This is a genomic window from Flavitalea flava (assembly GCF_054461575.1).
Genome location: NZ_JBTLQH010000012.1, coordinates 1 through 26952 on the forward strand (window position 1 = coordinate 1; position 26952 = coordinate 26952).

19 protein-coding genes are annotated in these 26952 nt (G+C 43.8%); 4 read left to right on the top strand and 15 right to left on the bottom strand.

Annotation, left to right across the window (positions count from 1 at the left end):
• Positions 1–66 precede the first annotated feature (66 nt).
• From ACX0G9_RS13180 to ACX0G9_RS13240, 13 genes are all read right to left on the bottom strand, one after another.
• Positions 67–2028 carry a SusC/RagA family TonB-linked outer membrane protein gene (locus tag ACX0G9_RS13180; protein WP_459065381.1) on the bottom strand — a complete coding sequence of 654 codons (1962 nt, stop codon included), beginning with the start codon at positions 2026–2028 and terminating at the stop codon, positions 67–69.
• Between the two features lie 195 nt (positions 2029–2223).
• Positions 2224–3411, bottom strand: coding sequence for a FecR family protein (locus ACX0G9_RS13185; protein WP_459065382.1), 1188 nt, complete (start codon positions 3409–3411; stop codon positions 2224–2226).
• A 73-nt stretch (positions 3412–3484) separates the two neighbouring features.
• On the bottom strand, positions 3485–4057 hold the full coding sequence (locus ACX0G9_RS13190; protein WP_459065383.1) for an RNA polymerase sigma factor: 573 nt from the start codon (positions 4055–4057) through the stop codon (positions 3485–3487).
• Between the two features lie 136 nt (positions 4058–4193).
• On the bottom strand, positions 4194–5711 hold the full coding sequence (locus ACX0G9_RS13195; RefSeq protein ID WP_459065384.1) for a CehA/McbA family metallohydrolase: 1518 nt from the start codon (positions 5709–5711) through the stop codon (positions 4194–4196).
• Between the two features lie 15 nt (positions 5712–5726).
• A complete protein-coding gene (locus tag ACX0G9_RS13200; RefSeq protein WP_459065385.1) occupies positions 5727–8459 on the bottom strand; it encodes a TonB-dependent receptor domain-containing protein in 2733 nt (910 codons plus the stop codon).
• Positions 8460–8665: 206 nt separating this feature from the next.
• The gene (locus tag ACX0G9_RS13205; RefSeq protein WP_459065386.1) at positions 8666–9742 is read right to left on the bottom strand and encodes a FecR family protein; all 1077 of its coding nucleotides are present in this window, start codon (positions 9740–9742) and stop codon (positions 8666–8668) included.
• A gap of 66 nt (positions 9743–9808) precedes the next feature.
• Positions 9809–10339: an RNA polymerase sigma-70 factor gene (locus ACX0G9_RS13210; protein ID WP_459065387.1), complete on the bottom strand. Its 531-nt coding sequence runs from the start codon at positions 10337–10339 to the stop codon at positions 9809–9811.
• 242 nt (positions 10340–10581) lie between these two features.
• Positions 10582–11340, bottom strand: coding sequence for an SDR family NAD(P)-dependent oxidoreductase (locus tag ACX0G9_RS13215; RefSeq protein WP_459065388.1), 759 nt, complete (start codon positions 11338–11340; stop codon positions 10582–10584).
• Between the two features lie 5 nt (positions 11341–11345).
• Positions 11346–12239: a helix-turn-helix domain-containing protein gene (locus ACX0G9_RS13220; protein WP_459065389.1), complete on the bottom strand. Its 894-nt coding sequence runs from the start codon at positions 12237–12239 to the stop codon at positions 11346–11348.
• 442 nt (positions 12240–12681) lie between these two features.
• Positions 12682–13005: a YdhR family protein gene (locus tag ACX0G9_RS13225; protein ID WP_459065390.1), complete on the bottom strand. Its 324-nt coding sequence runs from the start codon at positions 13003–13005 to the stop codon at positions 12682–12684.
• 80 nt (positions 13006–13085) lie between these two features.
• The gene (locus ACX0G9_RS13230; RefSeq protein ID WP_459065391.1) at positions 13086–13658 is read right to left on the bottom strand and encodes a Crp/Fnr family transcriptional regulator; all 573 of its coding nucleotides are present in this window, start codon (positions 13656–13658) and stop codon (positions 13086–13088) included.
• 11 nt (positions 13659–13669) lie between these two features.
• Positions 13670–14839: a retropepsin-like aspartic protease gene (locus tag ACX0G9_RS13235; protein ID WP_459065392.1), complete on the bottom strand. Its 1170-nt coding sequence runs from the start codon at positions 14837–14839 to the stop codon at positions 13670–13672.
• 71 nt (positions 14840–14910) lie between these two features.
• The gene (locus tag ACX0G9_RS13240) at positions 14911–16200 is read right to left on the bottom strand and encodes a pepsin/retropepsin-like aspartic protease family protein (RefSeq protein ID WP_459065393.1); all 1290 of its coding nucleotides are present in this window, start codon (positions 16198–16200) and stop codon (positions 14911–14913) included.
• A gap of 204 nt (positions 16201–16404) precedes the next feature.
• Here ACX0G9_RS13240 and ACX0G9_RS13245 point away from each other — a divergent pair, with 204 nt between their 5' ends.
• Positions 16405–17262 (top strand): helix-turn-helix domain-containing protein, encoded by an 858-nt coding sequence (locus ACX0G9_RS13245; protein WP_459065394.1) that lies wholly within the window; start codon positions 16405–16407, stop codon positions 17260–17262.
• Positions 17263–17309: 47 nt separating this feature from the next.
• Here the strand turns inward: ACX0G9_RS13245 and ACX0G9_RS13250 are convergent, their stop codons facing one another.
• Entirely contained in the window at positions 17310–18209 is a 900-nt protein-coding gene (locus ACX0G9_RS13250) for an aldo/keto reductase (RefSeq protein ID WP_459065395.1), read from the bottom strand.
• Between the two features lie 83 nt (positions 18210–18292).
• Entirely contained in the window at positions 18293–21436 is a 3144-nt protein-coding gene (locus ACX0G9_RS13255; RefSeq protein WP_459065396.1) for a glycoside hydrolase family 31 protein, read from the bottom strand.
• Positions 21437–21803: 367 nt separating this feature from the next.
• Here ACX0G9_RS13255 and ACX0G9_RS13260 point away from each other — a divergent pair, with 367 nt between their 5' ends.
• The 3 genes from ACX0G9_RS13260 (at position 21804) to ACX0G9_RS13270 (ending at position 26948) form a co-directional block, all read left to right on the top strand.
• On the top strand, positions 21804–22361 hold the full coding sequence (locus ACX0G9_RS13260) for an RNA polymerase sigma-70 factor (protein ID WP_459065397.1): 558 nt from the start codon (positions 21804–21806) through the stop codon (positions 22359–22361).
• A 125-nt stretch (positions 22362–22486) separates the two neighbouring features.
• Positions 22487–23506: a FecR family protein gene (locus tag ACX0G9_RS13265; RefSeq protein WP_459065398.1), complete on the top strand. Its 1020-nt coding sequence runs from the start codon at positions 22487–22489 to the stop codon at positions 23504–23506.
• Between the two features lie 130 nt (positions 23507–23636).
• Positions 23637–26948: a SusC/RagA family TonB-linked outer membrane protein gene (locus ACX0G9_RS13270; protein WP_459065399.1), complete on the top strand. Its 3312-nt coding sequence runs from the start codon at positions 23637–23639 to the stop codon at positions 26946–26948.
• The last annotated feature ends 4 nt before the right edge of the window (positions 26949–26952 follow it).

The window sequence follows — 26952 nt, forward strand, 5'->3', positions numbered from 1 at the left end:
TGGCAGTTTACCACCAAGGAGGCCCGGATAAAACTAAAAAAACTTTATCCGACAATATTATATTGACTAGACACTAGTATAACCCGAACCGGTGACCAGCAAACCATCCGTCACGTTACTTTGAGCTGTAGCGCCTGCCAGGAAATCGAACTTGTGCCGGCCTGAAAAAGTAGAATAGGTCAACTGCGGTTCGATGATCCAGTTATTGGAGCGGGAATTGCCATAGTTGTTGATCCCTGTAGGCTTTATAAGTGAATATGGATCCTGTGAGGCGATGGGCGTCAACCGCGACTGATAAGCCTGATTATTGTTATAACCAAAACTGACTGCGGCCTTCAGGTTCTTCAGGATAAGATAACTCAGGGACAGGTTGGTCGAGATGGCGTTCGTTCTGCTGTTATATGGCTGCAGGAGGGCTGTAAAAGGCAATTGCACCCCGGCCTGATCCCACTCCCGGAAATTTAATTTGCCGGAACTGTCATAGGGCGGTGGTGCATTGGGCGGAAGACTGGCCTGCCCGTCCATGCGCACCTGGTTCAGTATTGAATAGGCATAATTAGCTGAAATAGCTGTCTGGAATCGCTTATTGGAACTGGTATTATTGATATTGATCGACACAGTAGCCCGTTGGTTGGCCCCCGCAACCCGGGTAATATCCGTGACACGATCGTATCCCGCACCGACCCGGAAAGTGGTCTGGGCAGTACCGCCCGAAACGGAAGAAGTAAGATGCAGGTTCTGCCCCACTCCACCGTAAGCGGCCTTCTGCCAGTCTACATAACGGGTAGTATCCCATAAGAAAAGGTCAGGAGCATTCAGGACAGTGGGAACAACACCGTCATTTCGAAATGCCTGCCTGCGCATTTCAAGATATTGCGGGGTTTTGAGCAGCGGCCACGCCCGGGTATTGAAACTGATGCCTTCAGCCACCTGCAAATCGAAAACATTCGTTCCGGGCTTACCCTTTTTGGTCGTGATCAGGATCACCCCATTAGCGCCCCGGCTGCCATAAATAGCCGTAGCATCCGCATCCTTCAATACATCAATGGATTCAATATCCGCCGGATTGATATTGTACATGGGACTTTGCCCGAGAGAAATGGAAAGACCGGTCTGGTCCAAACCACGCGAAATATTGGAAGTGCTGAGGTCATTACGGACCGTCCCGGCAACATCCAATATTGTCAGGGGAACCCCATCGATAACATACAGGGGGTCGGAAGTAAAACTGCTGTTGAGGGAATTCCTTCCCCGGATCTCCACCTTCACCGGTCCCGCTTCATAGCCGCTCTGCGGTGTCACCACCACACCGGCGATCCGTCCTTCGATGGCCAGCAGCGGATCGGTAACAGGTTGCTTCCCGATCTCCGATGACGTTACCCGGCCAATATTGGCTGTTGTCAGACGTTGAGTCGTATGACCATATCCCTGAATGATCACTTCATCGAGGGCGTCAGTCGCCTCCTCCATTTTAATGGTGAGCATAATATTGTTAGAGACCGGTACAGAACGGGTCCGATAACCGATGAAGCTGACGATCAGTGTGTCCTTCTCTGATACCTCTTTCAACATGAAATATCCGTTCTTATCCGTTGACGAACCAGCATTGCTATGTTTAGCCTGCACACTGGCGCCGGCGATGGGATTGCCTTTCTCGTCCAGCACTATTCCTATTACCTTGCTGCCCGGCGGGCCTTCCGGCGGTTTAGCATTGATTGGGGGCGCTTTGCCGACCGGCTTGTCCCGGATAATGATCGAATTATCATCGATCATGTAGGTCAGGGGCTGATCACTGAACAACTGATTCAGTACATCCTGCAGGTCTGCGGACTGTACATTCAGATTGACGGCTTTTGAAAGCGCCAGTTGCTCATTCGTGTAAATGAAGTCATAGTGACTCTGCCGCTGGAGCTCCGTCAGCACATTACGAAGAGATGCATTTCTCTCATGCAGCGTAATTTTTTGTGCAATTCCGGAAGCGCTGACATGCATCGCCGCCCCCAGGACTACAAGAAAAGTTAATCTCATAACTAGCAGTAATTTACCCATAGGTGCATAATGCCTATGGTTGTTCTTCCCATAAGTTTTGTACATTTGTTAGTCTGGTTTACAAGTTGATCGAATCGCAATATTTATCGGCCTGAGCCAGGCAAGTCAGCCAGTTGTGTTGCAATCACAACTGGTTTTTTTTACCCGGTTCATTAAGTTGGACAGGTATTGGCTTTATCGGCTGACCTCGATCTTCCTCCCCTCAACAGTAAAGTGCACTTTATTGGTAAATGCCAGTTTCCGCAGGACCTGGGAAACATTCACATACCGTTGGATCGAGGCATTGAACAAATCAGTTGGTTTAGGGCCGGTGAAGAAGACATTGACATCATACCATCTGGCTATTTTCCGCATGATGGAAGATATGTCCTCACTTTGAAATACGAAATAGCCGTCTTTCCAGGCAGTGGCCTCTTTCATATCGGCATCCATAAAGGATAGGTTATGGTTATTAAGAATAGATTGCTGCCCTGGTCGTAACAGACCGGACCGGCGGGTGATGCTATCGGAGATCCGGACACTCCCGGTCAACAGCGTTGTTGTGATGCCGGGCTCATCCTCATAGGCATTCAGATTGAATGAAGTTCCCAACACGTCGACCTGTTGCCCGCCAGCCATCACGATAAAGGGAAGTTCCTTATCCCGGGCCACCTCGAACCAGGCCTCGCCGCTGAGTTCCACTTTGCGGTAGCCTCCGACAAAGGCAGCCGGATAACGGAGTACAGAGGCAGCATTCAGGATCACCTTGGTGCCATCGGCCAGCATCACTGCATATTGCCCGCCGCGGGGAGTGGATATTGTGTTGTACCGGATTCCACCGGAAGTACCGACTGCATTATATCGGATCGCCCCGTCTGATGTCTTTTCGATGGCAGCCCCCTCCTGCTCAGCAACCTTGCCTCTTTGCACGTCGGCAAGGACGATCTGCTGTCCGCCGGCCAGCGTAAGGATGGCTCTGTTACTCCCGGGAGAAATATCCTGTTCGACCGACCGGGCTATCCGCTCATTACTATGTTGATGCACTCGCAACCAGGCAGCAACTGATATGACCAGGAGTATGGAGGCGGCAGCATACCCTATTTTCCAGCGACGGCCGATCCGATGCCGGTCGGGAATTTCCTTTAATCCGGATGGCGCGTTCATTGCATTGTAGAGAGGCTCTATGTCGGCCTTTTGCAAGATCGACAGATACAGCCGCTGTCGGAGCTCATCCACCGAACCGTCAGAATCATCCTCCAGCAGGGAATCATCAAAACCGGCATACCATTGCTCCAGCTCTGTTTTCTCTTCTGGAGACAGTTGATTCATCCGCCATTTTTGGGCAAGCAACGCGATCCGGTTGTTAAGATTATCTTCGGGCATTGGCTGGTTTTATATAATAAGCCAAATGAAACTGAAGAATCCCTTAGTGCTGGGAATTTTTTTTTGATTTTTTTTATGCAAGGAGACCCAGTAAATGGCCGAACTGGTCCCGTAAGATTTTACGGGCCCGCGCCAGATGCGCTTCCACGGTTTTGGTGGCGATGCCTAATTCATTGGCGATCTCTTGTTGGGAGTAGCCCTGATCATGCTGAAGGCGGAATACGATCCTGCATTTTTGCGGTAAGGCATTGATGGTAAGTTGAAATCGTTCATTCAACTCATTATAATCCAATTCCTGTATGGTAGTTTCATCTACGGTGGAAAGTGCCAGCGCCATATCCTTTTCAAATGCGGAAGCCCGGGCTTTTCTCGCAATGCGGTTGATCACTTCGAATTTCGCCGCAGCCATGAAATAATTATCAAACCCTTTGGTAAGCTGCAATTTGAAGCGACGGCGCCATAACCGGAGGAAGATGTCCTGGACCACTTCCTCGGCCTCCGTCCGGTCCTGCAGGCGATGACGGGCTATAATATAAATTTTATCCCAATACCGCTCGTAGAGCACTCGAAAGACAGGTTCTCCATCTGTTTTTAGCAGTTCAGCCAACCGTGTATCGGAAAGAGATGAATACGAGCTTATAACCATTGAGAAGATAAAAATACTAAAAAATGATTATATCCCGGCTTTGAATATCTTTCCTAGTGACGATTGATAAAGAAAGAAAGTATAAAGTGAGGATGATTAAGGTCGAAAATTATACAACCGGGACACACTGCAAAATCTATTTTTCAATATATATAGGATTACCGACAAGAGCAAGGTTGTCATCTTTTTCCCGAACCTTTATATAAATCGAGTGCCTATTATCTTCCGTTCCCCATTTTACCTGAATTTTTTCGTTGTTCGACAATATTTCCCGATTCAATGTTGAGTTTAATTTTCCATCGATAATAAATTCAATTTTTCCTCCGGAAACACCATTGACATAGGCCGTTAAATTAATTGTATCTGAAGGCTCAACCTTTAATGTCCCTCCCATATACTCTTCCCTTTTTTTTCTATTAGTAGCAGACAGATCGAGAAAATGGTTTTTATTTCCTTCAATATCTATAAATACCCTTCCGCTCCTGATCCCATTAATTAAACCCGACACCGACAATTCTTTCATATAAATTACAGTAGTCGGAGTTCCAATGGTTGCAGCATGGTGGTCATCACTCCCTCCTATGGCTGTTACATGTTGCCCGCTATTCAGCATTTTATGCCATTGATCCCAGCCTTCTATCGAGCCATCGATACTATATTTCATGCTGGCGCCATTTAACACTTCCACTGCGGTTATTACTTTATCCGGAATATTCTCTATTTGCCAGCCACACCCCATACAATTCTCTCCCGATGGAATACCCGGATGATTAATGGATATTATTCCTCCACTATTGTTTACGGCACTCATCCAATTTTTTGCCGCTGCATAGGATGGGTTTGTCATTCTAAAATCAATAAAATCCGTTAGCCCGAATATATTTGCATGTCCGTAAAAAGTAGTGATTTCCTGCCCGGGTACAAGCAGGATTTTATCAAATGCCTGCTGCAATTCGCGTAGCGCATCAGCCTGTGCTGTCGTATTGTGATCTGTTACTGCAATGAAATCCAAGCCTTTTTCAGTCGCAGTTTCCGCAATTTTGTAAACAGGGCAAGGAACTTCTTTCCCCGACTGCGAGGTACATTTACCATCGCTATTTCCGCTATGCATATGAAGATCTCCCCTGTACCATCCCGTTTCGGTGCAAATGGGCTTATCGGAAAATTCCGTGATTCCGATTTTGGTTTCTATGTATATACGTGCTTCATAGGATGACACCACTCCTTCACGAATGTTGGGTATTCCCAGTAAAAGCTTCCATTCCCCCCCCGGAAGGGACCCCGGTAAATATCCCGGTGTCGCTTCTTCGGTGCTGATGGTAAAAGCATTCCTTGCTCCGCCGCTCCATCCCCGGAACCGTTCCGGATCCATAAGCCCGATATCTATGGTAGTGTGCTGGTCTTTTCCGTTATAGGAGAATTCTATCTTAAGACGGTTGACCCCAACGGGTAAAACAAAAGGCCTTTCTATATAAGAGTGGTAATCTTTTCTTTCAACATTCCCTTTCAGGACCTTGTACGGTATTTTATCCGTAATTGCCTTTTGCGTGTCTTGTCCATGGGCATCTTGAGCATTTGCATCCTGGGCATACGCATTGTCCATTAAAATCGAAGCCACTACTAATAAAAAACAAGTTATACCCTTTCTTCTCATAGCAATTTTTCAAGATTAAAACTTATATCTTAAAGAAACTTTAAAACTTCTTCCGAGTAATGGACGCGCTAAAAATATGTATTGACCTGCTGCAGCACTTTGGATCTCACCTTGGCGTGGATTACCTTCTGTAAGGCCTAAAGAATTGGTAAGGTTATCAATAACTCCAAAAATTGATATTTCATTGGTAACTTTTACCTGGGCATCTATATCAAATTTCGTATAGCTTGGGAGTATCTGAGAATTGGCAACATCCGTATACCGTTTGCCTTCGAATTCTATAGCAGATTGTATACGAAGGCGGTCGCTAAAAAAATTGAATCCCGGAACAGCTCTAATGGAGACCTGCGGTACTCTGATAAGCTTATTACCATTGTAATTATATTTTTCCGTTAGAACTCCTCCGGTAACAGCCTCTGCAACAAGTCCCTGATATTCTCCATGCTGCAATGTCGCTGTCGCTGAAATATCAAACCATTTTGCCGGATATAGGCTGCCCTCCAATTCAAGACCAAAGGTCTCTGTATTTGCATACGCATTTACTTGTGTAAAACCGTTCAGGGTACTTACTGTATTTGTAAAGCCGACGTTATGATACTTTGTCCAGAATCCCGTGCCATACACAGAGAAAAGTTTGCGGGCATATTTGAATCCAACCTCTCCGAGGTCCATCGTTTGGGTAACAGGTACCGCTTTTACATTGGTATAGTAAGTGCTAAATCCCGGAATGCGTGCCGCAGAAGTAAATCTGCAGAAGAGGCCCATATTGTTTGAAATTTGATAATCTGCTCCCAATGTCCAGGTAGTATAGTCAAAATGGTGGTCATAGCCCTGGAATATTCCGTTTCCGGTTGTTATTTGGGATGTCGCATAAGTTCCTAAGTTCACCGTTTTCGATTGTTCTACCACTCCATTCGTTGAGGCATTTTCCCAGCGCAATCCGCCATCAATACGTAAGGCATGTGTTACCTGCCATTCATCACTAACATAAAGCGCATTGGTTGTCTGTTCACCACGGGCATCCGCCCACTCATACCCATATTGGGATACTCCATTATCGGAAAAATTATGCACTACATTTCCACTGCCATCCAAGCCTACGATATTCAACAATCTTGAATTGTTTTGGACATCCAGATATACCTTTGAAGAATATCTGCTGAAGGTCTCATCAAAGTGACTGTAGTAGTAGCCAAGGTTAAAATCGTGTTTGGAAGAACCCGTCAAAAAAACATGCGAAAGATGAAGGTCATTGGTAATTTCTGTAACAGGCATGGTAATGCCTCTTAACCCGCCTTGAATAACAAGGCCATTACCGTTTTGACTGGCAGAGTTAAATGGTGTGCCTGTAGTTGCATATTGGAACCCTAATTTTTGTGCGCCCGGAGCTTGTGACAACAGCGCTGATTGGGCTCTGTAAAATGAATCGGCCGTTAATACATTAAGCGCAAATACCCCATTACGTTGGGTTTTGGTATTATCGTAACGAAGTGAATTCTTCAGGATCCAGTTATTGGCAAGTTCAGTCTGAAATTTAACGGTTATCTGGCTTCTGTTTACGGCCGTTCCAACGGTATTATCATAATGGTACAAACTGCTGTCCCCTTGTACCATGTTCATTCTTTCCGTTTCGGCACCGGCAATTGATCCGTAATTGCCATCAAAGCCAGACACCCCTACTATTTTCCCTTTGCTATTGTAGGTCATTGGTAGACTTGTAATAAACATTACATTGTCTTTTAATTGCTTATAGTCTATGCTTATGGATGATTTATCCCAGCTCTTACCAAGCGAAGCTCTAAATTGCCCACCATGATTGCCGTTGTAACCTGGGTTACGCGCCCCTGCCCCTGTACGGAAAAACCCTCCGGCAGCCAATTTCCAGCCATCACCGATAGGAGCTCCAATCCAAAAATCTTCTCTGTTAAGATTATCGCTTCCCAGGGATACTTTAAAAATACCTTCTGTTTTATCACCAACGGCACGGGGAATATAGTTTACTGCTCCTGCCGGGGCATTTGAATAAAAAACGGATGATGGACCCCCACGAACTACTTCGATAGATTGAATGGTCTCATCGAAACGAAATGCCTGGTCTCCATTGAGGTAGCCTAAGCCCGGGTCATGTTGTACCGGTACACCGTCTTCCAGCAGCTGAATGGATCCGAAGCCATCCACAGGTACGCCTCTTGCTCTTACATTACCGCTCGCCTCACCGCCTGATGCTTCTACCCAGAAGCCCGGTACCGATTTTAAAGACTCGGTGACACTGGTAGGCGCCTGCAGGCTAAGCGCATTATAACCAATAGTGGTAACTGAATAGCTAGTATGCAATTTGGTACGATTTAAAGCGCCGGCACGGCCGGTGACAATAACTTCATTTAAACCATTCTCCACCGCTTTTAATTTGATCAATAAAGATATGTTGGCATCGGTCTTTATGTTATATCCGGATAGGGTTTGCGTTTGAAAACCGATATGTGAGACAACAAATGAATAAAGGCCTCCTGCTGGCAAATTGTGATAAGTAAAAATACCCAGGGAATCTGTTTGTGTAGTTGTGCTAACGCCCGTAGTTTGGTTTCTTGCAAAAACAGAGGCGTAGGTAACCGGTTGCCCGTTCTCGTCATTTACCTGGCCCTTTATTTCATTTATATTTTGCGCATTGGCAATCAACTGAATATGACAGCAGATTGCCATTAATACGATATACAGAACCTGTCTGATTTTGGTAATTGATCTGATCATAAAAAATAAACTTATGCTTCGTTATAAAGATTTTGGCTCTTTATTATACGCATTACATGAACCATCCCCTTACTGTTAATATTAACTTAATAAGGGTTTGCCCTTAAAAGGGGATAAAATTAAGAAAAAAAATATTTGTAGCTAACTGACTTCCAGGTTATCCGGGGGATCCATACGGCCACAAGGATATCCTGGTGGTTTATAAATTAATTGCTTATTATGAAGCTTTCACCTTGTTGATGTAAATCGAATTTATTGAGAAGGGCAATGCTTTTGAGTATATGGTAAAGCGAATCTTTTTTATCTATTTTTCCAATAAACGACCGGTTACCCAGTTCTGCTTTATTATATATGATTTTTGTATTGTAAATAATCTGCAATTGGTCAAATACTACATCGAGAGGGAAGTTGTCGAATACATAATCATCATCTTTATCCTTTTCAAGATGTAAAATACGGGCAGTTATTGAATCGTTTGAACCATTCCTATTCTCCGGTGTATTCTCCTGGGTATTCTCCGGGGTTGCAACATGCTCTGCCGTGTTGATACGGGATTGTTTATTTACCTTTTTACATATAAAAATATCTCCGGGGTTAAGATAATAATCATTTTTATTGTCCCGGGAAGAGGAATTGGAGATTTTTACTATCACCTTTCCTTCATGCAATATTACTTTTGCGGCATTATTCGATTCAAAAGAATTTACGGTGAAACGAGTGCCTAAAACAGTGACTAAAACAGCATTGGTATATACGGAAAAGGGCTTGGTGACATCTTTAGCTATGTCAAAATTTGCTTCGCCATTTAAGATTACCTCTCTTTTTAACGAGTTAAAGTTTTCGCCATATGATAAGGTACTGTTAGGCAACAGTTCTACTTTGGAACCATCGCTTAGCGTAAGCGCCATTTTTTGAAGAGTATTATTAAAAATATGCTTTGTGCGTGCAACAGTTGCCTCACTGATTATACCTGTCTTTTGATGTTTTAACATAAAATGCCAGGACAGGCCTACTACCAATAAAACGGATGCCGCGACTGCCATCCATTTGAAGGTTGAATAACGAACTTCAGGGGAACCTATATTTTTATAAATGCTATTCCATAATTTACCGGATTTATCGGGTGATAAGTCATGAGCGGGCTGAAAGTCATCCCATTCTTCCACTCCTATGTATTCCTTCAATTTAGCCGGGTTTTCACTGAGCCATGCGTGTACCATAGCAGCATCCCGGGCGTCGCATTTGCCTTCAAAGAAGCTTATTATGATTTCCTCTGTTATCAAATTATGTTCTATTTGTAATTGTACGTTTTTTTTAACTCTATCCCTTATTCGTTGTAAAAAAATAGGTTAATCGATTACCATGATATGCTTCTTAATCTGCTTCAGCGCCTTGTAAATATGCGCTTCTACTGTTTTGGAAGAAACACACAAGGTTTCCGCAATTTCCCTATAGGTCATACCTTGTTCGCGGCTCATCTCAAATACCTGCTTTCTTACCGGAGGTAAATCTTTAACGGCTTCCAAAATTCTCTTTTGCAATTCGGCCTCGTTCATTTTTTCATTGGTACTGTCAATTCCTTTTTCATATTTTACTGCATCCAAACGAGCAGTTACTGCATCTTTAGTATTATACTTTCGCAAAAAATCAATAAGTATGGTAGTGGCCATCCTGAACAACTGTGTGGAAATAGTGTACTCTTCCTTCAGGGTTTGGCGGCATTGCCAAAATTTAGTAAATGCCATCTGTACTACTTCCTCTGTTATATATTCTGATTTTGTTTTGTATAGGATGAAGAAATAAAGTTTTTGATTGTATTGATCAAATACTTTTCTGAAGTAAAGTTCATCTCCTTCCTTTAATTCTTTTATGCTAAGCAACTTAGTTAGATTTATTCAAGTTGATATAAATATATGTCAAATAATAATACGGTATAAATTATTCTAAAATGCGGCGAATGTATGTAAATACCGATTATCAATTACAGCATAAATGAAAAAATAAATATTTGATAATATTGAAATTGAAAGCTTCTCCTACCCGATCAACAACGCCTACTAAATAAAAGAGGCTGTCTCAAGTCGAGATAGCCTCTTTTATATGATTTCGGTTTATAGGGGAATCATTTCATTCCCGGGCTTAATTGCCCCATGATGTTAATGGCTGTTTTTCTGCTTAGGAATTTAAAAGCAAACAGCATCATACGGTTCTTCCAACCCTGCATCACTCTTGCCTTCTGCCTTTTCTCAAGCGCTGCTATCAGTTCTTTGGCAACATCTTCAACGGTAGAAAGTACAAAGGCTGGATACTCACTTGCCTCCTTGCCAGCATGCACATGAAAGTCGGATTTGGCAGCACCAGGATTGAAACCCATAACGTAAATCCCTTTCTTTTTAAACTCATACCAAAGGGACTCAGAAAAACCTGCTACAAAACTTTTAGTAGCTGCATACACCGATGCACCGGGGAAAGAGGAATGGCCCAGGAGTGAAGCTATATTCACAAGACTGTCTCCTGATTTCGCCTGCTGTAAAAAGGCATACGACAACACCACGATTGCATCCATATTAAGGTGCATGGTGTCTAATTGGTCTTTCAGAGGCATGTTTATGAATTGCCCGTACAAACCGGCGCCTGCGTTGTTAATGAGTATATCATATTTATTGGCAGAAAGATGGGATACTAATTTATCCAAATCGGTTGTGTCCGTTAAGTCTGCTACAAAAAAGGAATGGTTACTGCCAGGCAGTTCTGCAACTGCTTTTTTCAATTTATCTGCACTTCTTGCAACGAGCGTGAGCTGATAATTTTTTGTTGCCATAAGGCGTGCGACTTCTAACCCAATGCCACCACTTGCACCGGTGATCAATACTTTTTTCATGGTTGTTAGTTTAGGAATTTATTTTTAAAAGCGGACGGTAACATACCTGCCTCTTTTTTAAACAGCCGGGAGAAGTAAGACATGTTCTCAAAGCCGAGGTCGTATGCCACCTGAGAGATTGTTTTATCATTTTTTCTCAGCCGGTTTTTTGCCTCGTTGATCAGCATAATATGAATAAGTTCCAAAGCAGTTTTACCGGTCTCTATTTTTAACAGGTCGGTGAGGTAGCGTTGAGAAATATTCAATTTGCCTGCTATATCGCTAACAGTTGGCAACCGATTATTAATAAGATGGCCGTCATTAAAATATTCCTGTAAGGTTTTACTAAATTCCGTAACGGTTTTCCCTGAAAGTTGTTTTCGGTTGATGAATTGTCTTTTATAAAATCGTTCTGCATATTTAAGCATGAAGTTGATTGCGGCAAGAATAATTTCCCTGCTAAATTCATCTTCGCTGTTATTGTATTCCTGCTCTATGGTGTGAAAAATATTCCAGACAATCTTTTCTTCTTTTGGCGCCAGGTGAAGCGCTTCATTGGTTTCGTACTCAAAAAAAGAATATCGCTGAATGTCTTCATGCAATAAATGTCCATTTAGAAAATCTTCATGAAATACTAAAATGTAGCCATCTTCTTCAAATTGTAGGTTCCGCATTTCAATTACCTGCCGGGGTTTCATAAAGATCATTGAACCGGTCTCATGATCAAACCTTGTTCTGCCATACAGTATATAACCTGCCTTTACTTTTTTAAATCCAATCATATAAAAATCGCCTGTATAAGCTGCTGTATTATTCATGCTTGTAGAGGCATTAATTCGTACCAGGCCCAGCATTGGATGCTCCGGCAGTGCCATACCATTGGCGAGCGCCAGTTCACTGACTGATTTAAAATGTATCATGGGGGTTTAATTTAAAATAAATGATAGGTTAGTATTCAGCCCATTTGCTTAAATCTTTTATCTTTTCCATAGTGTAAGGCGGAAACAGGTGTTCAATAGCCTGGTCAGCAGGCGCATGAAGAACAGACCTGGCATGCGTTAACGATTGAAAACCATTTTTGAATATTTACCTGGTTTACCGCGCCACCTCCAAAAGATAATGAATTTAATACATATTTAATTGTATCTTTATTGTTGCTGAAAATATAACCAGCTTTTACTTTTTGTGATATTTTTATCGATGCATTTTAATAACACAAAAGTAGACTAACCCAATGTCTGGGTGATAACTCAAAAAGAGGAATGTGTAACACAAAATGACGTATACAGATCGTAGTTTTTCCAGCCCTGTTATATTCGGGAGGGTACCTTTATTAATTTCGGTACCCTCCCGAATTGCCGCTTAATCATAAAAAGGTGATCTCATCCCGCGGCTCCCCTCTTCACTTACATCTCCATCGAAGATCTTTACGGTTAAGCTGGCATTCATGGACTTTGCCTGTTCTGCATAAAGGCCGGTGGCAAAAGCCCTTGCATTTTCAACCGAATCGAATTCATAAAAACCGCCAGCGGTGGTCGCACCTATACCTAACAACCAGGTCTTATTTACAAGACCTTTGACACCTTTTAGTTGCTCATTTACAGGGACCCAAATTTCTTTGGTAAAAGAAGGGACAGATAGCTGAAACTCTCCGTACAGGAAGACTTTTCCAATTGGTTTGCTCATTGTTTAGTTTTTTAATTGTTATCCAATGAGTCAAAAGTATAATGGAGAAAAATCCTAAATGTTGTCTTATGACAAGGTTTTTACAATTTAGCTTTTAATTTGCTCAGGGTAGAATTGGTCATACCCAGATAGGAGGCAACGGCTTTACTGGATATTCTTGTCAAAAGTTTGGGTTCATGTTCTATCACCCATTTTAATTTATCAATGCCTTCCATACCCAGGAAACTATATATACGCATCTGGGAATGGATCAGGGCAAACTCAATCAGACGATTATAGGCCATTTTTAAACCCGCATATTTCTCCGTTAATGTAAAAAAAGATTTCCGATCGATTACTTCCAGCTCAGCCGGTTCATAGGATATCAAGAAATCTCTCGAAGGTTTTTGGGTGATAAAACTGGTAAAAGCGGTCATCAGACAGTCCTCCAGCGCAAAATACCCGGTTATATCGTTCCCGTGTTGGTCAATCTCATACATCCGGAGACATCCTTGATTGATGAAATACAAATGTTTACAAATTTTACCTTCTGACTCGAGGAATTGCCCCCGTTTTGTCGTCATCGGTGTAAAGGAAGCCAAAACATCAAGGACTTCCTCATCCGTTAGTGCAGCATACTGTTTTAAAAACTGTTGTAAGGGATTGGTCACCATTTCCTCCTTTTTCAATCTTTAACGATCTCTACTTTTCTGATACTACCATTTTTATCTTTAATGGTGAGAATGGTAGTTTGTTTGTTCATCATTTGTTCCAATCTGGTGTTAAGCCATTCACATAAATCCATATTTTCACTGGTTACATCATCCATGGCCAGGATTTGATCTTCTGCGTTAACCTGGCCTTTCAACTTTTCCCACACCACGCCTATTATAAGCTTATTATCACTTACAATAGGTTTTAATGGCCATAATTTTTCACCCAGGTCATTATTTTCAGTTGTCGGTTCAAAATAAAAAAAATGGTTTATAAAGTCGATAGTCACTATTCCGTGATCCAATATTTTTGTACCCAACCTGGTTTTGTTAGATTTATTGGTTTCGGTAATTAAATTAGTAAATACAGATCCGGCTATGGTGATTGATGGCAATTTAAGGCGATACAAGCTATCCTTTTTTTGTAACCCCAGGAGCCCCCGGCTGCTGGTTCCGTATCCGGATGAGACCTTCTCAAATGTATTATCTTTTACAAACGGCTTTGCATGGCTTTCTGCCATCACCAGGAAATAGGGAGAACCCGAATCAAAGCCAATCAACTGGCTCTTTTTAGGGGTAATCCCCATCATAAAATAGGGATAACTTTGGGGCTCGCCGATAACAAGGGGCACCGCATTTTTTTTATTCAGGGGAAGTTTGGTTTCGTCATCCGTTAGAATAATAACATGTCTCCCGGGTTCTATCCGGACTATTGAATTACGAAGCAGGTTGCTCCCGATAATTCCTTCTATATGCATACATGCATAAATTTCAGAATTTGCTACCAAGGCCGGTATTCCGGTAAAAGATAGCCCTTGTAATTTAATTTCTTTTAGGGTAACCATATCCAGATGCTCTTTATTTCCGGAAACATCATTTACTTCTATAGTATTAACAACATCAGGTTGCAACTCCTTAAATAGTTCAGATGTGATCTGTACCGGGGCGCCGGTGTCAAAAAGGAACCTTCGTTTTACGCCGTTAATTTCAGCGGTGACATACAGGTAACCATTCATAAACTCATAGGGAATTTCTGCATAGTAATTTTTGCTGACCGTATTACCTTTATTAAAGGTAATACGCTGGGCTCCGCATAGTGTAGCTGAGAGGAAAATCCATAAAAGACAGAAAATATATCGCATGAATAAATGCCTTAGGTTAAATAGTTAGGGTCTGCAATGGTCTGTAATAATAAGCATCTTTACATTAAAGGCTACCTGAAATCAATATAGATAGGTGAAAAACTAATAACCAACTCATCGAATTTACTGATAAAATCCTGCCCGATACTGCCATAGAAGAGATCGACCTCGCCAATACCGGCGGTCAGCACATTCAGATTCTGTAAAACTACTTTTTTATCGCCGGTATAAAAACTAACCTCGGGTAATTTAAATGCTTTAATCTTAACGGAACCTCCGGCGCTCCCCAAGGAAATACTATCTTCCTTCCCATTCCGGCTAACCTCCGTCCGATATTTATCAAAATATTTTTTTGATAACTGCGAAGTTTGCCCGCCTGTATCAAAAAGGTAAGCAAGGGTGTCTTGGTCCGTTCTCAGCGAGATGACCGGAAATAATCCAAAAAGGGCCAGGTTATTATTGTTTTTGGCGGTAGGCGTCTCTGGAAAAACCATCGTGCCTGTTTGCAGTAAATGGATTTCACCCATTTGACTGATGACGGGGAATCCGAGAATCGCATGGATGGAATATTGAAGCGATGGGAAACTTAGCTGATCATCCGGTAATACCATAAAGACCACATTATACACTTCGATATTTCCAATAACGATCTTTTTTGCCAGAGCCATCGAAGCTTTGTTTACAATGGAAGTACCACTGCCCAGATCGATCACACCAGGAATGATCTGAAGATGAAGTTTATCGGCATAGCTCTGGCTAATAGTCGAAATATTGGCTCCCGTATCAAACACAAAAGAATCGGTTTGGTCATTTACCATGACCGGGATATTGACCAACCCCACTTTATCTCTTTTCCAGGAGATTCGGCTGGTCTTATGAACGGTCCTCTGCCTGGGAATGGAAGAAAGGAATTTCCAGAGTTGGGTACTGTTTTTGAAGGTGGCCAACTGATCGGCAGGCATAGCCTTTTCATACTCAGTTATCAATTTTTCACCTGTTTCGCCGGCAAGCTTGTAATCATAGATCTTGGAATAATCGTCCATCCGGCAGGACAATAAAGACACTTTAATAGTATCGTGCGTATCCTTTCCATAGGAATCTAAATAACTATCGATCTCCCGGACAGATGCCTCACATCTGTTAAAGGCATTGTCAATAAATGCCTGAAAATAAAGCCGGTCCTTCTCCGTCAATTTGTTCCCTTCCCGATTAAAGATGGTTTGCAATCTGAAAAAATCGTTTTGCTCCAGGAGGTATTTTAATTTACTTTTTAATGCCGAATTGTTTCCTTGTTGCCCCCGGGCCTGAAAAAGAGATAACAGGATAAAAAGCAGGATGCCACCTATTTTGCCAAGACGCATAATATTCGTTTAGGCAGACAATTTAAGCGTAAAAAATGATGGAGTATACAAAACCCCCTTTATTTCAATTTTTAGTAACCGGGATTCAACGGAGGATAAATCTTATTCAATATGGAGCTGCACAAAAATTCAATTGCAACCGATCGCATTTCGTATCATCATTTTTACTAATTTTAGCAAACCAAAACTTGAGGGAGTAGATGTATGCGGTATATATATGAAAACTTTACGTTCCCTCCGGATCAATCCTTCACCATAAGGTCGGAGGTCCTGGAGATGCGCAGGTATACTGAATTGAAGTCTCATTTAAATTTCGAAATAGCTCTTTTGGAAAACTGCTGCGGTAAACGTTTTATCGGGGACCATATTCACGAATTCGAAGGGCCTGAGCTGGTATTGCTCGGCAGTTATGTCCCGCATTGCTGGCAATATTATAAGACTATCGATCCCTTGGTTCAGCCACAGGCGATCGTCATCCATTTTTTTCCCGACTTTCTTGGCCAGCAATTACTGAACAAACCGGAGGCCAAACAGCTCAATATCCTGTTCGATAAAGCGGCAAAAGGAGTATTATTTACCGGGCCGACCATCATCCAGGCCAAACAGGTCATGCAGCAAATGCTCTTTGATTCAGGATTAAGCAGGGCCGCATTGATGCTCCAGCTCCTGGATATCCTGGCACAATCTCCGGAGTCGGTGGTTTTATCTTCCTTATATTTCAATACGGCCGAAAGTTCCGGAGAAATCAAAAAACTCAATAAGGTATTCGATTATATCTTCGCCCATTTCAAAGAGGATATAAGTCTTCAGGATGTCTCCAGTCTGCTGGCCATGTCTTCTGCTGCTTTTTGCCGCCTGTTTAAACGCGGCACCAATCGCACCTTGATAGATTTCGTTAAGGATGTCCGTATCGGTCATGCATCACGACTCTTGCTGGAGGGCCAGCACAATGTTGCCGAAGCTTGTTATGAGAGCGGATATAATAACCTGTCTAATTTCAACAAACACTTCAAAGAAGTTCAAGGCGTTTCACCCCGTGATTTTCTCAAGCAATACCGGTAACCTATTCCCGGGTGGCCTGCGACGCAAATGCCTCGTAATATAGTCGATCAACCTAACTGTTTCATATTAGCAATACTATATTGCATAATCTCCTTTAGCATTTCCTTCGGTAAAGGTCCTTTTTCAAGGGAACCAATGCTGGAATGTAGTTCCAGTCTGTTCGAAGCGCCAAGCACGATATGGAAATCACCCGGTAAGGATAATAGGAATCTATGCGCCAGTTCCGACAAGTCCAGACTATACCTGTCAGCAATACTATCCAGTTCACGCGCGACCATAACCGGCAGAGAATCCAGCCAAGCCGGTCTGTTCATGGAGAAGGCAGAAAAATTTCTTCCCAGCAGTCCCATGTTCAGGGGGCTGGCTGCGAAATAGGGTATGTCAAAAGATTTACAAAATGGAAGGGTATCGGCTAAAGCAGTAACATTACAAGCATTTAACCGGTTGAACTCCATATAGACGTCGAATATGCCCTGCCCTGCATACCGATGCATCCAGCCGGGGGCATTGCCTCCCAGACCGATCCTTCGCGCATATCCTTCCTCCCGTAATCGAATCATCGTCCCGACAATACGGTCGGCCTCTTTCCAGGGCGCAGCCTCCGGGTCATGCAAAAATAAAATATCAAGCCCCGCTCCCCCCAACACCTTCAGGCTGGACTCCGCGCTCCGGCGCATTCCATCGTCGGTAAAATTATAACGCCCGTTATCTGCCGCATAGGCCTGAAGCCGCCCTACCTTCGAGCTGACCTGGGGCCTGCGGCCATTCCAGTGACGCAAGGCCTCTCCAACCAGTACTTCCGCATCTCCATAGGCCGGTGCCGTATCAATCGCACCGATACCATACTCCAGCGCATACAGGATCGTTCCAAAAGACTCTTCCGGATCCACCTTTCCCCAAGCTCCTCCCAATCCTGCAGTACCCAATATCAGACGTTCAGCTTGCATGTTTAAAATTATGCGAATGAAGACGCCCCCACCACTTCTATCTTGATTTTATTGAATGCTTTTTTGATCTTCTGCCAATATGGTTACAGCGAGATCCTTATTTGTTGATCCTCTTTAGTGCTTAAATATTTCGTTTTAATATGAAGGATGCCTTCTTTTTCCTGTGAATTAAAATAACACCCCGGTGCTGATAGATCGAACTGCAATTGTTCGCGGTAAACAGGCATTGTCTTACCGTTCAATTGAACCGTTTTAGGCACCGCTTTAACATGAATGTTTAATAAATACACTCTGGTCAGGTTTCTTCCCTGATAATTACCCCGGCCGGCTTTAATATCGACTGTAACATTCCTGGTTGCATCCATTTGGATCAGGGTCTTTGTAAATGCGCCTTTTCGGTGTTCCCTGGTCAATCCATCATCCTCATACAGATCAAATGATGATTTCAGGTAGGGGTATAATTCCAGGGTTAGACTATCTGTTTTCCGCTCCCCATCATAATTCATGGCCAGGTACATCGGAAGGATGGCTCCTGCTTTTACAAACAGAGGAAGTTTATCCAGGGGCGCCGGATAATTATTCAGCCAAACGCCGCCTTCAAATGGCGCATCGTTCCAGAAATCATACCATGTCCCTTTTGGCAGATAAATACTATCTCTTTTCCCTTCACTTTTATAAACCGGCGCTACCAGCAGCCATTCGCCGTTCATAAACTGGTATTGCGTTTTTTTATCCCGGGTAACCGGATCGTCCGGATATTCTAATACCATGGCCCTGCTGGTCGGTACCCCGGTCTCGTAAGATTTTTCGCAATAGGTATACATGTAAGGAGTAAGACGCATCTTCAGTTGTAGATATTTCCGGTTGATCGACGTAAAGGGTTCACCATAAACATAAGGCTGTTTGTCTTTTTTGGCCCATCCGCTCATTACCATCAGCACAGGGGTAAAACATTTCCATTGAAGATCTCTTACATAGGTGGAGTCGCTGCCGCCGAAAATGCCATCGACATCCCCTGTTGCCGCATTTTGAGCGGACAAGCCAGAGCCGATGACCGTTGGGATATGGAAACGGATATATTCCCAGTTGCCCTTCTGATCACCGGACCATATGGTAGAGTATCGCTGAGTACCCGCCCAGCCCATTACGCTCCATATAAAACCGCGTCCATCGCAGCTTTTCTCTATTCCTTCATAAGCCGCCCTGCATCCGTCAAGCGCATATTTATACCCCGGGCCAACCCAGGCGACATCCAGCTTAGCCAACCGCGAACCATACTGGCCCACTTCTTTTGCAATTCGCTCCACTCCGTTCTCTGTCCAGAGACCGGTATAGAATCCGCGTTTATGCAGCTCCATAATCGTAGAATCCAGTTTAGTATACCCGCAACCATAGCCGTCATTTGGCAATATCCATCCACGCGGCATATTATTCTCCACATATTTGTCCGCCACCAGTTTTATTACATCAGGTGTCGTACCCGTGATACCGGAACCGGTATAATTTTTTGTCTCCGTACCCTTTGCTCCCCGGTTATAACAATTGGCATCACCCATACTTAAAGCCCAACGGGGCATTAAAAAAGGCCGGCCGGTGATTTGTGTATAGTCATCCAGGATCTTTTTTAAGGATGGCCCATAAAAATAAAAACAATCAAACCGGTTTTCATTATGCGAAAAACGAAGGTTTTCTTTAAAGGTGTATTTGCCTGCATCAAAGGTGTTTCGGAAAGCGCCGTAACCAGCCGTAGACATATAGAAAGGCGCCGGGTTGGATCTGCCGCCATCATCCCATCCCCCTCCTTTTTCAATCAGTAACTCTTTGTCGCGATGGGAGAAATACCCATTTTGCATACCGCAGCCATAAAAATATTCATCCGCACTGCGCTTCATACTTTGTATGGTTCTTGAGCCAACCGTCAGGGGTTCTGATTCTTCCCAGACCTGTTTGGTGTCGGTAACATCATATAGGGCAAAACGCAATGGTTTCTTATATACCCGTACCACGCATTCGGTACTTCTTATCCGAAAATAGTCTCCATTATCCAAAGCCTTGACCCCGGGATTCTTAACAGCATAACTGACCACGATATCATTGCCTGCAGGGTTGGTGAATTCGCCGTCCGGGGCCATCCAGATCCGGAAGATATCATTGTTGTAAAAAATTACTTTAAAAGCAGACAAACCTGCGGAGATAGTAAACTCGTTTCCATTTGCCTTAAAATCAGTCAAATTCCCGATTTTGGTTTCTTTGGCATTTATTTTAATCCCAAGTGTATTATTGGAACTCTTTTGATCTTCTTCGTAAATCAAGTGAAAAATCAAGGTATGACCAGGCCGGTCTGTTAAATCAACCGGCGGGAACTTTACCGTAATTTCCCCGCCCGGGCCAATTTCTTTATCATTTGCCGGTACATCAGCCGATATTTCCTTTTTCCCATCAATCGTACAACCTACTTTAAAGGCCGATTGAATAGTTTTTGTGCCACTGTTCTTAACGGATATAGCTAAAATATCTTTTTTTGTAAAACTGTTCTCTTCTTCATGGTGGGAGATCAACCGTCCGATCGCGAGATCTTTTTCATACGCTTCAGCGAGTTCTATATCATCTATCATCCAGTACCAGCTATAAAAGCCCTTCCAGTAAAAACGGATATACACTTTAGGCTGGTTTGCGGCTATTTTTGTGATATTCAGTTCCTGGTTAATGGGCGTGAACATGTCCGTAGCCTGAGGCGTAGCGTTTATTACATCATAATCTGTCCATTTTTCGCCATCCGTACTTACCCCTACAAACAAACCTGCTCCGGGGGCAGCAGAGTCCTGGTTATATCTAAAAGTATGCTGGAAGCGCAAAATAACCGAGGATTTCCCTGAACAGTCGATACTTCCCGTCTGCATCCAGGTATCCGGGTGCCAATTCTTTTTTACCCACTGCTCCTGATCTTCGTCAACAAAATAACCAGCCTGGAACTGAAGATGATAACCCCGGCTTTTGGAGGCGATAGGAGGCGCCTGTTGCTGGTATTGATAAGAACCCGGATAGGGCTGGTTGGTAATGATCCAGTTCAGGTCCCGGCCGCTTTTATCGACATTTTTCCAACCATCCGGCAATTGCCCTGTTTTAAAGGTTTCCGACCAGAATAGTTTAGGATCTTTAATGGGCTTTTGACCAAACGACCCTATTATGGATAAGGCCGCGATTACAGATAAAAGTATCTTTCTCATTTTTTCGTCTAGTTATTGCCGATAGACCATAAAAGATCTGCCAGTCTTAATCCTATACGAATGTAGGGATCATAAAAGAATTTTAAATGAGTTAATGCTGCACAAACGTTTGCGCAATCTTGTAACAGGGATCTCCTCAGGTCATACTAAACTCCCGTATGAAGATCTTATCATGATCCCTTCCGTGAGACAGGCGGCATAGTTTGATTTCACACAAACGTTTGCGTATTGTTTTTCTCCCGGTTTTTATTTATCATGTGCCCCCGCATATCGCAGTAATAAGGATTATTAAGTTTACAATCTGTTAATGTTGATATTCAGGTTAAAGATTAGAAATTCGCGGTTTGAAATAAATTCATAAAAGAAATTGGAAGTAATAGCATTTCTACAAGGCGGCAATACGGTCGTATTCGACGAAGTGTTTCGGGAATACCATGAAAAGCTTTATTTCTACTTTTTAAGCAAGACAAAAAGCGATTTCATGGCTAAGGAAATCGTGCAGCTGACCTTTATAAAGATCTGGCGGTACCGGACCAACCTGAACCCGGATATTCCTTTGGCGAAACAGGTTTTCCGGATCGCCAAGACGACCATGATCGATTTTTTGCGCAAACAACATGTGGCCGCCAGCCATACCCGAAAATACGCCTCCCTGTCTATTCCCGGTTCCGGAAGTTCCAATGAGACCCTTGAAAAAATAAACGAGAACGATCTGATGAACGTTGTCCATTCGGCCATAAAGGGCATGCCAACCGTGCGCCGCCGCGTTTTTGAAATGAGCCGTATCAGTGGAATGTCCAACAAAGAGATAGCATCGGAATTGTCCGTTTCCACAAAGACCGTTGAAAATCATATTACGCAGGCCATCAGACATCTTCGCAAATCAATGCCGCTTTATCTACTCATCCTGATGAACTGGCGCTAATTCATAGCGGAACGAACTCTCCCGAAAAATATAAAAAAAACAGACCCCGGCTAGGGGATAGTTATCCCGGCAAACGTAAACTATACAGAACATTCACTTATACAGCGCATCCACATCGAAAGGAAATGATATCAAAAGAATTGTATGAACGTTTTATTAGCCAGGAAACCACCCCGGAAGAGTCTGCCCGGGTAAGGGAATACCTGCGTAAACATCCGGAATCACTTGATGAATGGATGAGCGATGAAGAATTTGAGCAATTCCAATATGGAGTACGCCTGCATCCGGTAGTTTCAACCGGAATGCAGGAAAAGATCCGGCTGGCGACCTATGAAAAATACCGTTCCTTCAGAAAGCTAAAAGCCTGGGTTGCCGCTGCGGTGGTCATCGTGGTGACCGGGTTGGGAATAATGAAGATGGGAAATAATCGCGGAGATACCGTGGCAAGTAAAAAGGCTCCGGTCAATCTTGAAAACCGGCCAATCCAGCAACAAAAAGTGAACAGAACGGACAAGGTCATGGCCATCGTGCTGAAGGACGGGTCACGGGTATCGCTGCAGCCCCATAGTGGGATCAGCTATACGGAACCCTTTGAACACAATAAGCGGGATATTTACCTGGATGGAACCGCCTGCTTCGATGTAGCGCATGACAGAACGAAATCATTTACCGTTTTTACCGGAAAACTGGCGACTTCGGCACTGGGCACCAAATTTCTTATTGAATATGATAAGAGAAGATCCTTTATAAAAGTAAAACTGTATGAAGGAAAAGTGGTCGTAAGATCAACCGGAAAAGAGACCGGAAAGGAGGAAAAAGAATCCTTTTTATTACCCGGTAATGAATTGATCTATGATAAACACGAAGGAACGGCAGAAGTGTTTGTTGGGTCCGGTGATGATTCCGGAAGAAAGGACATGGCAAAAGAAAATGATCATTCCCTGAAGCGGGTATTACTGCAATTAGAAGGCATATATGGCGTACGGATCCGGTTTTCAGAAAAGGAAATGAGTAATAAATTTTTCTTTGGCGAAATCAATACATCCGAACCTATCGATTCCATATTGAGCGAGATCGCCTTGCTTAATGAATTATCCGTCACACTACAAGGTAAAACCTACATCCTGAAAAGCATTCAGCATTAATTAAAACAGCATTCAGCACTAATTAAAATCTAATCCGGAGACCCAAACCGGAGGGAGAACCTAACCGGTCAGACCGTTGCCTGACAGCGGACAGGGATTCTATTACCAAAACGTACAAAAAATCTACAACATGAATATGGTTAAGGCATCAAGGCCGAAATGGAAGCATCTTTTGGGTCTATCGGCAATCGCATTTTTATGCCCGATTTTATTGAAAGCCCAGGATGAAACCGCGGGAGTGTCCGGTATTACGAAAGATCAGGCCGGTCATCCTGTCGGAGGGGTGACGGTAACAGCCATCTATCCCGGAAAGAACTTCAGGACAAACAAATTGTCGGACAGCACCGGTGTATTCAAATTCACGAAGTTACCCGCCGGGGGGCCCTATCATTTTACGTTTACCAGCGTGGGGTACGCCGCCGCCGCTATGTCCGGTTATACGTTGAAACCCGGGAGTCTCATCTCCCTCGTGGTAAGGTTAACCGAGACATCCAGCGGTTTGAATGAAGTTGTAGTGGTTGGTTATGGCAGCCAAAAAAAGATGAATGTTACCGGCGCGGTTGATCAGATCTCCGGAAAAGAATTGGCCAATCGTCCCATTGCCAACGTTTTCCAGGGGTTGCAGGGTCTTAGCCCCGGTCTGAATATTACCTATTCGGGAGGGAAGCCGGGAGTTGCCCCAAGTTTTAACGTACGCGGGTTCACGTCCATCTCCAACAGCGGCCAAAACTATGATCCTCTTGTCGTGATCGACGGAATTGCCTCTACTACGGCAGATCTGATGCGCATCAACCCTGCGGATGTTGCCTCCTTTACCGTTTTACGGGATGCAGCTTCGGCAGCTATTTATGGCGCCAGGGCATCTTATGGCGTGGTAATTGTGACGACCAAACAGGGATCGGGAAAACCGGTTATCAGTTATAATAATTATTTCAGCTCTTCCAGGCCAACCGTATTGCCGCAACCGATAACGGATCCCTATATCTATGCCAGGATCCTGGAGACCTCCACCGATAACACTCCCTGGCAGTATATCAAATTTACAGATGATCAGTTTCAATGGGCTAAGAACCGGTCGGATGATCCTTCACTTCCCGATACCCGCCTGAAGCCTACCGACCCAACCCAATGGGATTATATGGGTAATAACAACTGGTACAATTATTTCCTGAATAAGACAAGTTTCTCCCAGAATCACAGTATTTCCATCAGCGGAGCAACCGAAACAACGAAACAACAGCCATTTGGTTATTATCTGTCAGCCAACTATACGAAAGAGAATGGATTAAATAAATTGGCAAGGGATGATTGGAACCGGTATGCACTGAAAGCCCGCATGAATTTTATGCCGCTTAAATGGCTTAAACTCGATAACAATCTAAACCTCTATCAAACCAAATCCACTATTCCATCCGCAGCCCTGACCGACCTTTATTATCTGAAGCCCATTGATGTTGCCAGGAACCCCGATGGCACCTGGGCAAATACCGGCGCAGGTCAATTCGCCGCTTCCCAGGTTAATGGGGGTAATTCCGTATCCGGTATGTTCGGTTTTCAAAATATAGGTAGTGTCGTTGGTATATTCCTGCATGGCGATCTGCAAATTACCGCCGATGCCAGTATCAAGCGGGAAAGCAATAAAGCCGATACGGTACATACCCCCTATTCCATCGGGTATGGCCCGAATGATGTAAGGAGCACAGGAGGGACAGGTTCTGTCCTGGAGACGAATAGTACGATATCAGATGATGTGTTCGATGTATTTGCCAATTATAATAAGCGAATCGGAGACCACGGTATCCGGATCCTCCTGGGTTATAACCAGGAAAGTTATACCAATCCTGCAGTGACCAGCGAAAGGGATGGCCTGATATCAGCGGGCCTGCCCTACCTGGGGTTAACTACAGGGACAAACTTCGTCACGCCGGATTATCATTCCTTTGCCACCCGCAGTTATTTCGGCCGGATCGGCTATTCCTACAAGGATCGATATATCCTGGAAGGCAATGGTCGTTATGACGGAAGCTCCCGTTTCCCATCCAGTCACCGTTGGGGATTTTTCCCTTCCGTATCCGGGGCATGGATAGCCAGTAAAGAGCCATTTCTGGATGCAATGACCAATTATATCCCTACCTTAAAATTCCGTGCTTCCTATGGCAGCCTGGGTAACCAATATGGATCCTCGCCCAACCAGGGGAATTTTGATTATTTGCAGACCCTGCCTACAGGTTTGTCTAATAGCCTGATCAATGGAAATCTGCAGACGGTGATTAGGAACGCCCCGGGATTATCCATCGATCCCAGGACCTATACCTGGGAAAAAGTGACGACCAGGAACTTCGGTGCGGATATCGGTCTGATGAAGGATAAAGTGCAGTTGTCTTTTGACTACTTTGTCAGAAATACTTCAGGGATGCTGGTACCGGGGCAACCTGTGCCTAACGCGCTGGGAACCGCTGTACCCCGGCAAAATTCAGCGGATGAATCGACGAAAGGATTTGAATTTTCAGCATCATACAGGAATGTATACAAAGTTGCCTCCAAACCTTTCAGCCTGAACGCCCGTTTTACTTTATCGGATTCCCGTGCCAGGATCACCCGGTTCAATAATCCCCTGAAATTATTCAAAGACCAGAATGGCAAATCCACCTATTATGAAGGACAGCAGATCGGAGAGATATGGGGCTTAAAAAGCAACGGCTTATTTCAGAATGCCGGTGAAATAGCCAAACTCGACGAATCAGCGATCGTTCCCTGGGGGGCATTGTCGATCGTAAACGGATGGCCGAAATATGCGGATATGGATGGCAATGCCAAAATTGAACAGGGAATATCTGCAAAGGATCCCAAAGATCTGCGTATAATCGGCAACAGTAGTCCCCGATTCCGTTTCGGATTCAATCTGGATATGAATTGGAATGGACTGGACGCCTCCATATTCCTTCAGGGAGTTGCCAAAATGGATTATTATCCCCATCACTACCTGTTCTGGGGCCCTTTCCAACAGCCTTACGCCGGCCTTTACCCATGGAACCTTAACTTTTACAGGGGTACATCCGAAACGGCACAACAAAAAGCGCAGAACTCGAAATCATACAATGCGCTCGGCCTGGCCGACGCCAATCTTAATTCCCGGTATCCTGTCCTGCAATCCTGGCTGGCAGATCATAATTATGGCTCTGGCCTGGACATCCCGCAAACGGGTTATATGTTGAATGCAGCCTACCTGAGAATAAAAAATGTGACGATAGGATATACCTTACCGGCTATTTTAACTCAACGATACAAGATCAATAGGTTGAGAGTCTATTTGAGCAGTGAAAATCCTTTTGAATTTTCAAAGATCAAACAATATGTGGATCCGGAAGCGGTAAATGCCACGGATGCCTGGGCATACCCCTTCCAGCGAAAATATGCGCTGGGATTAAATCTCGATTTTTAATTTT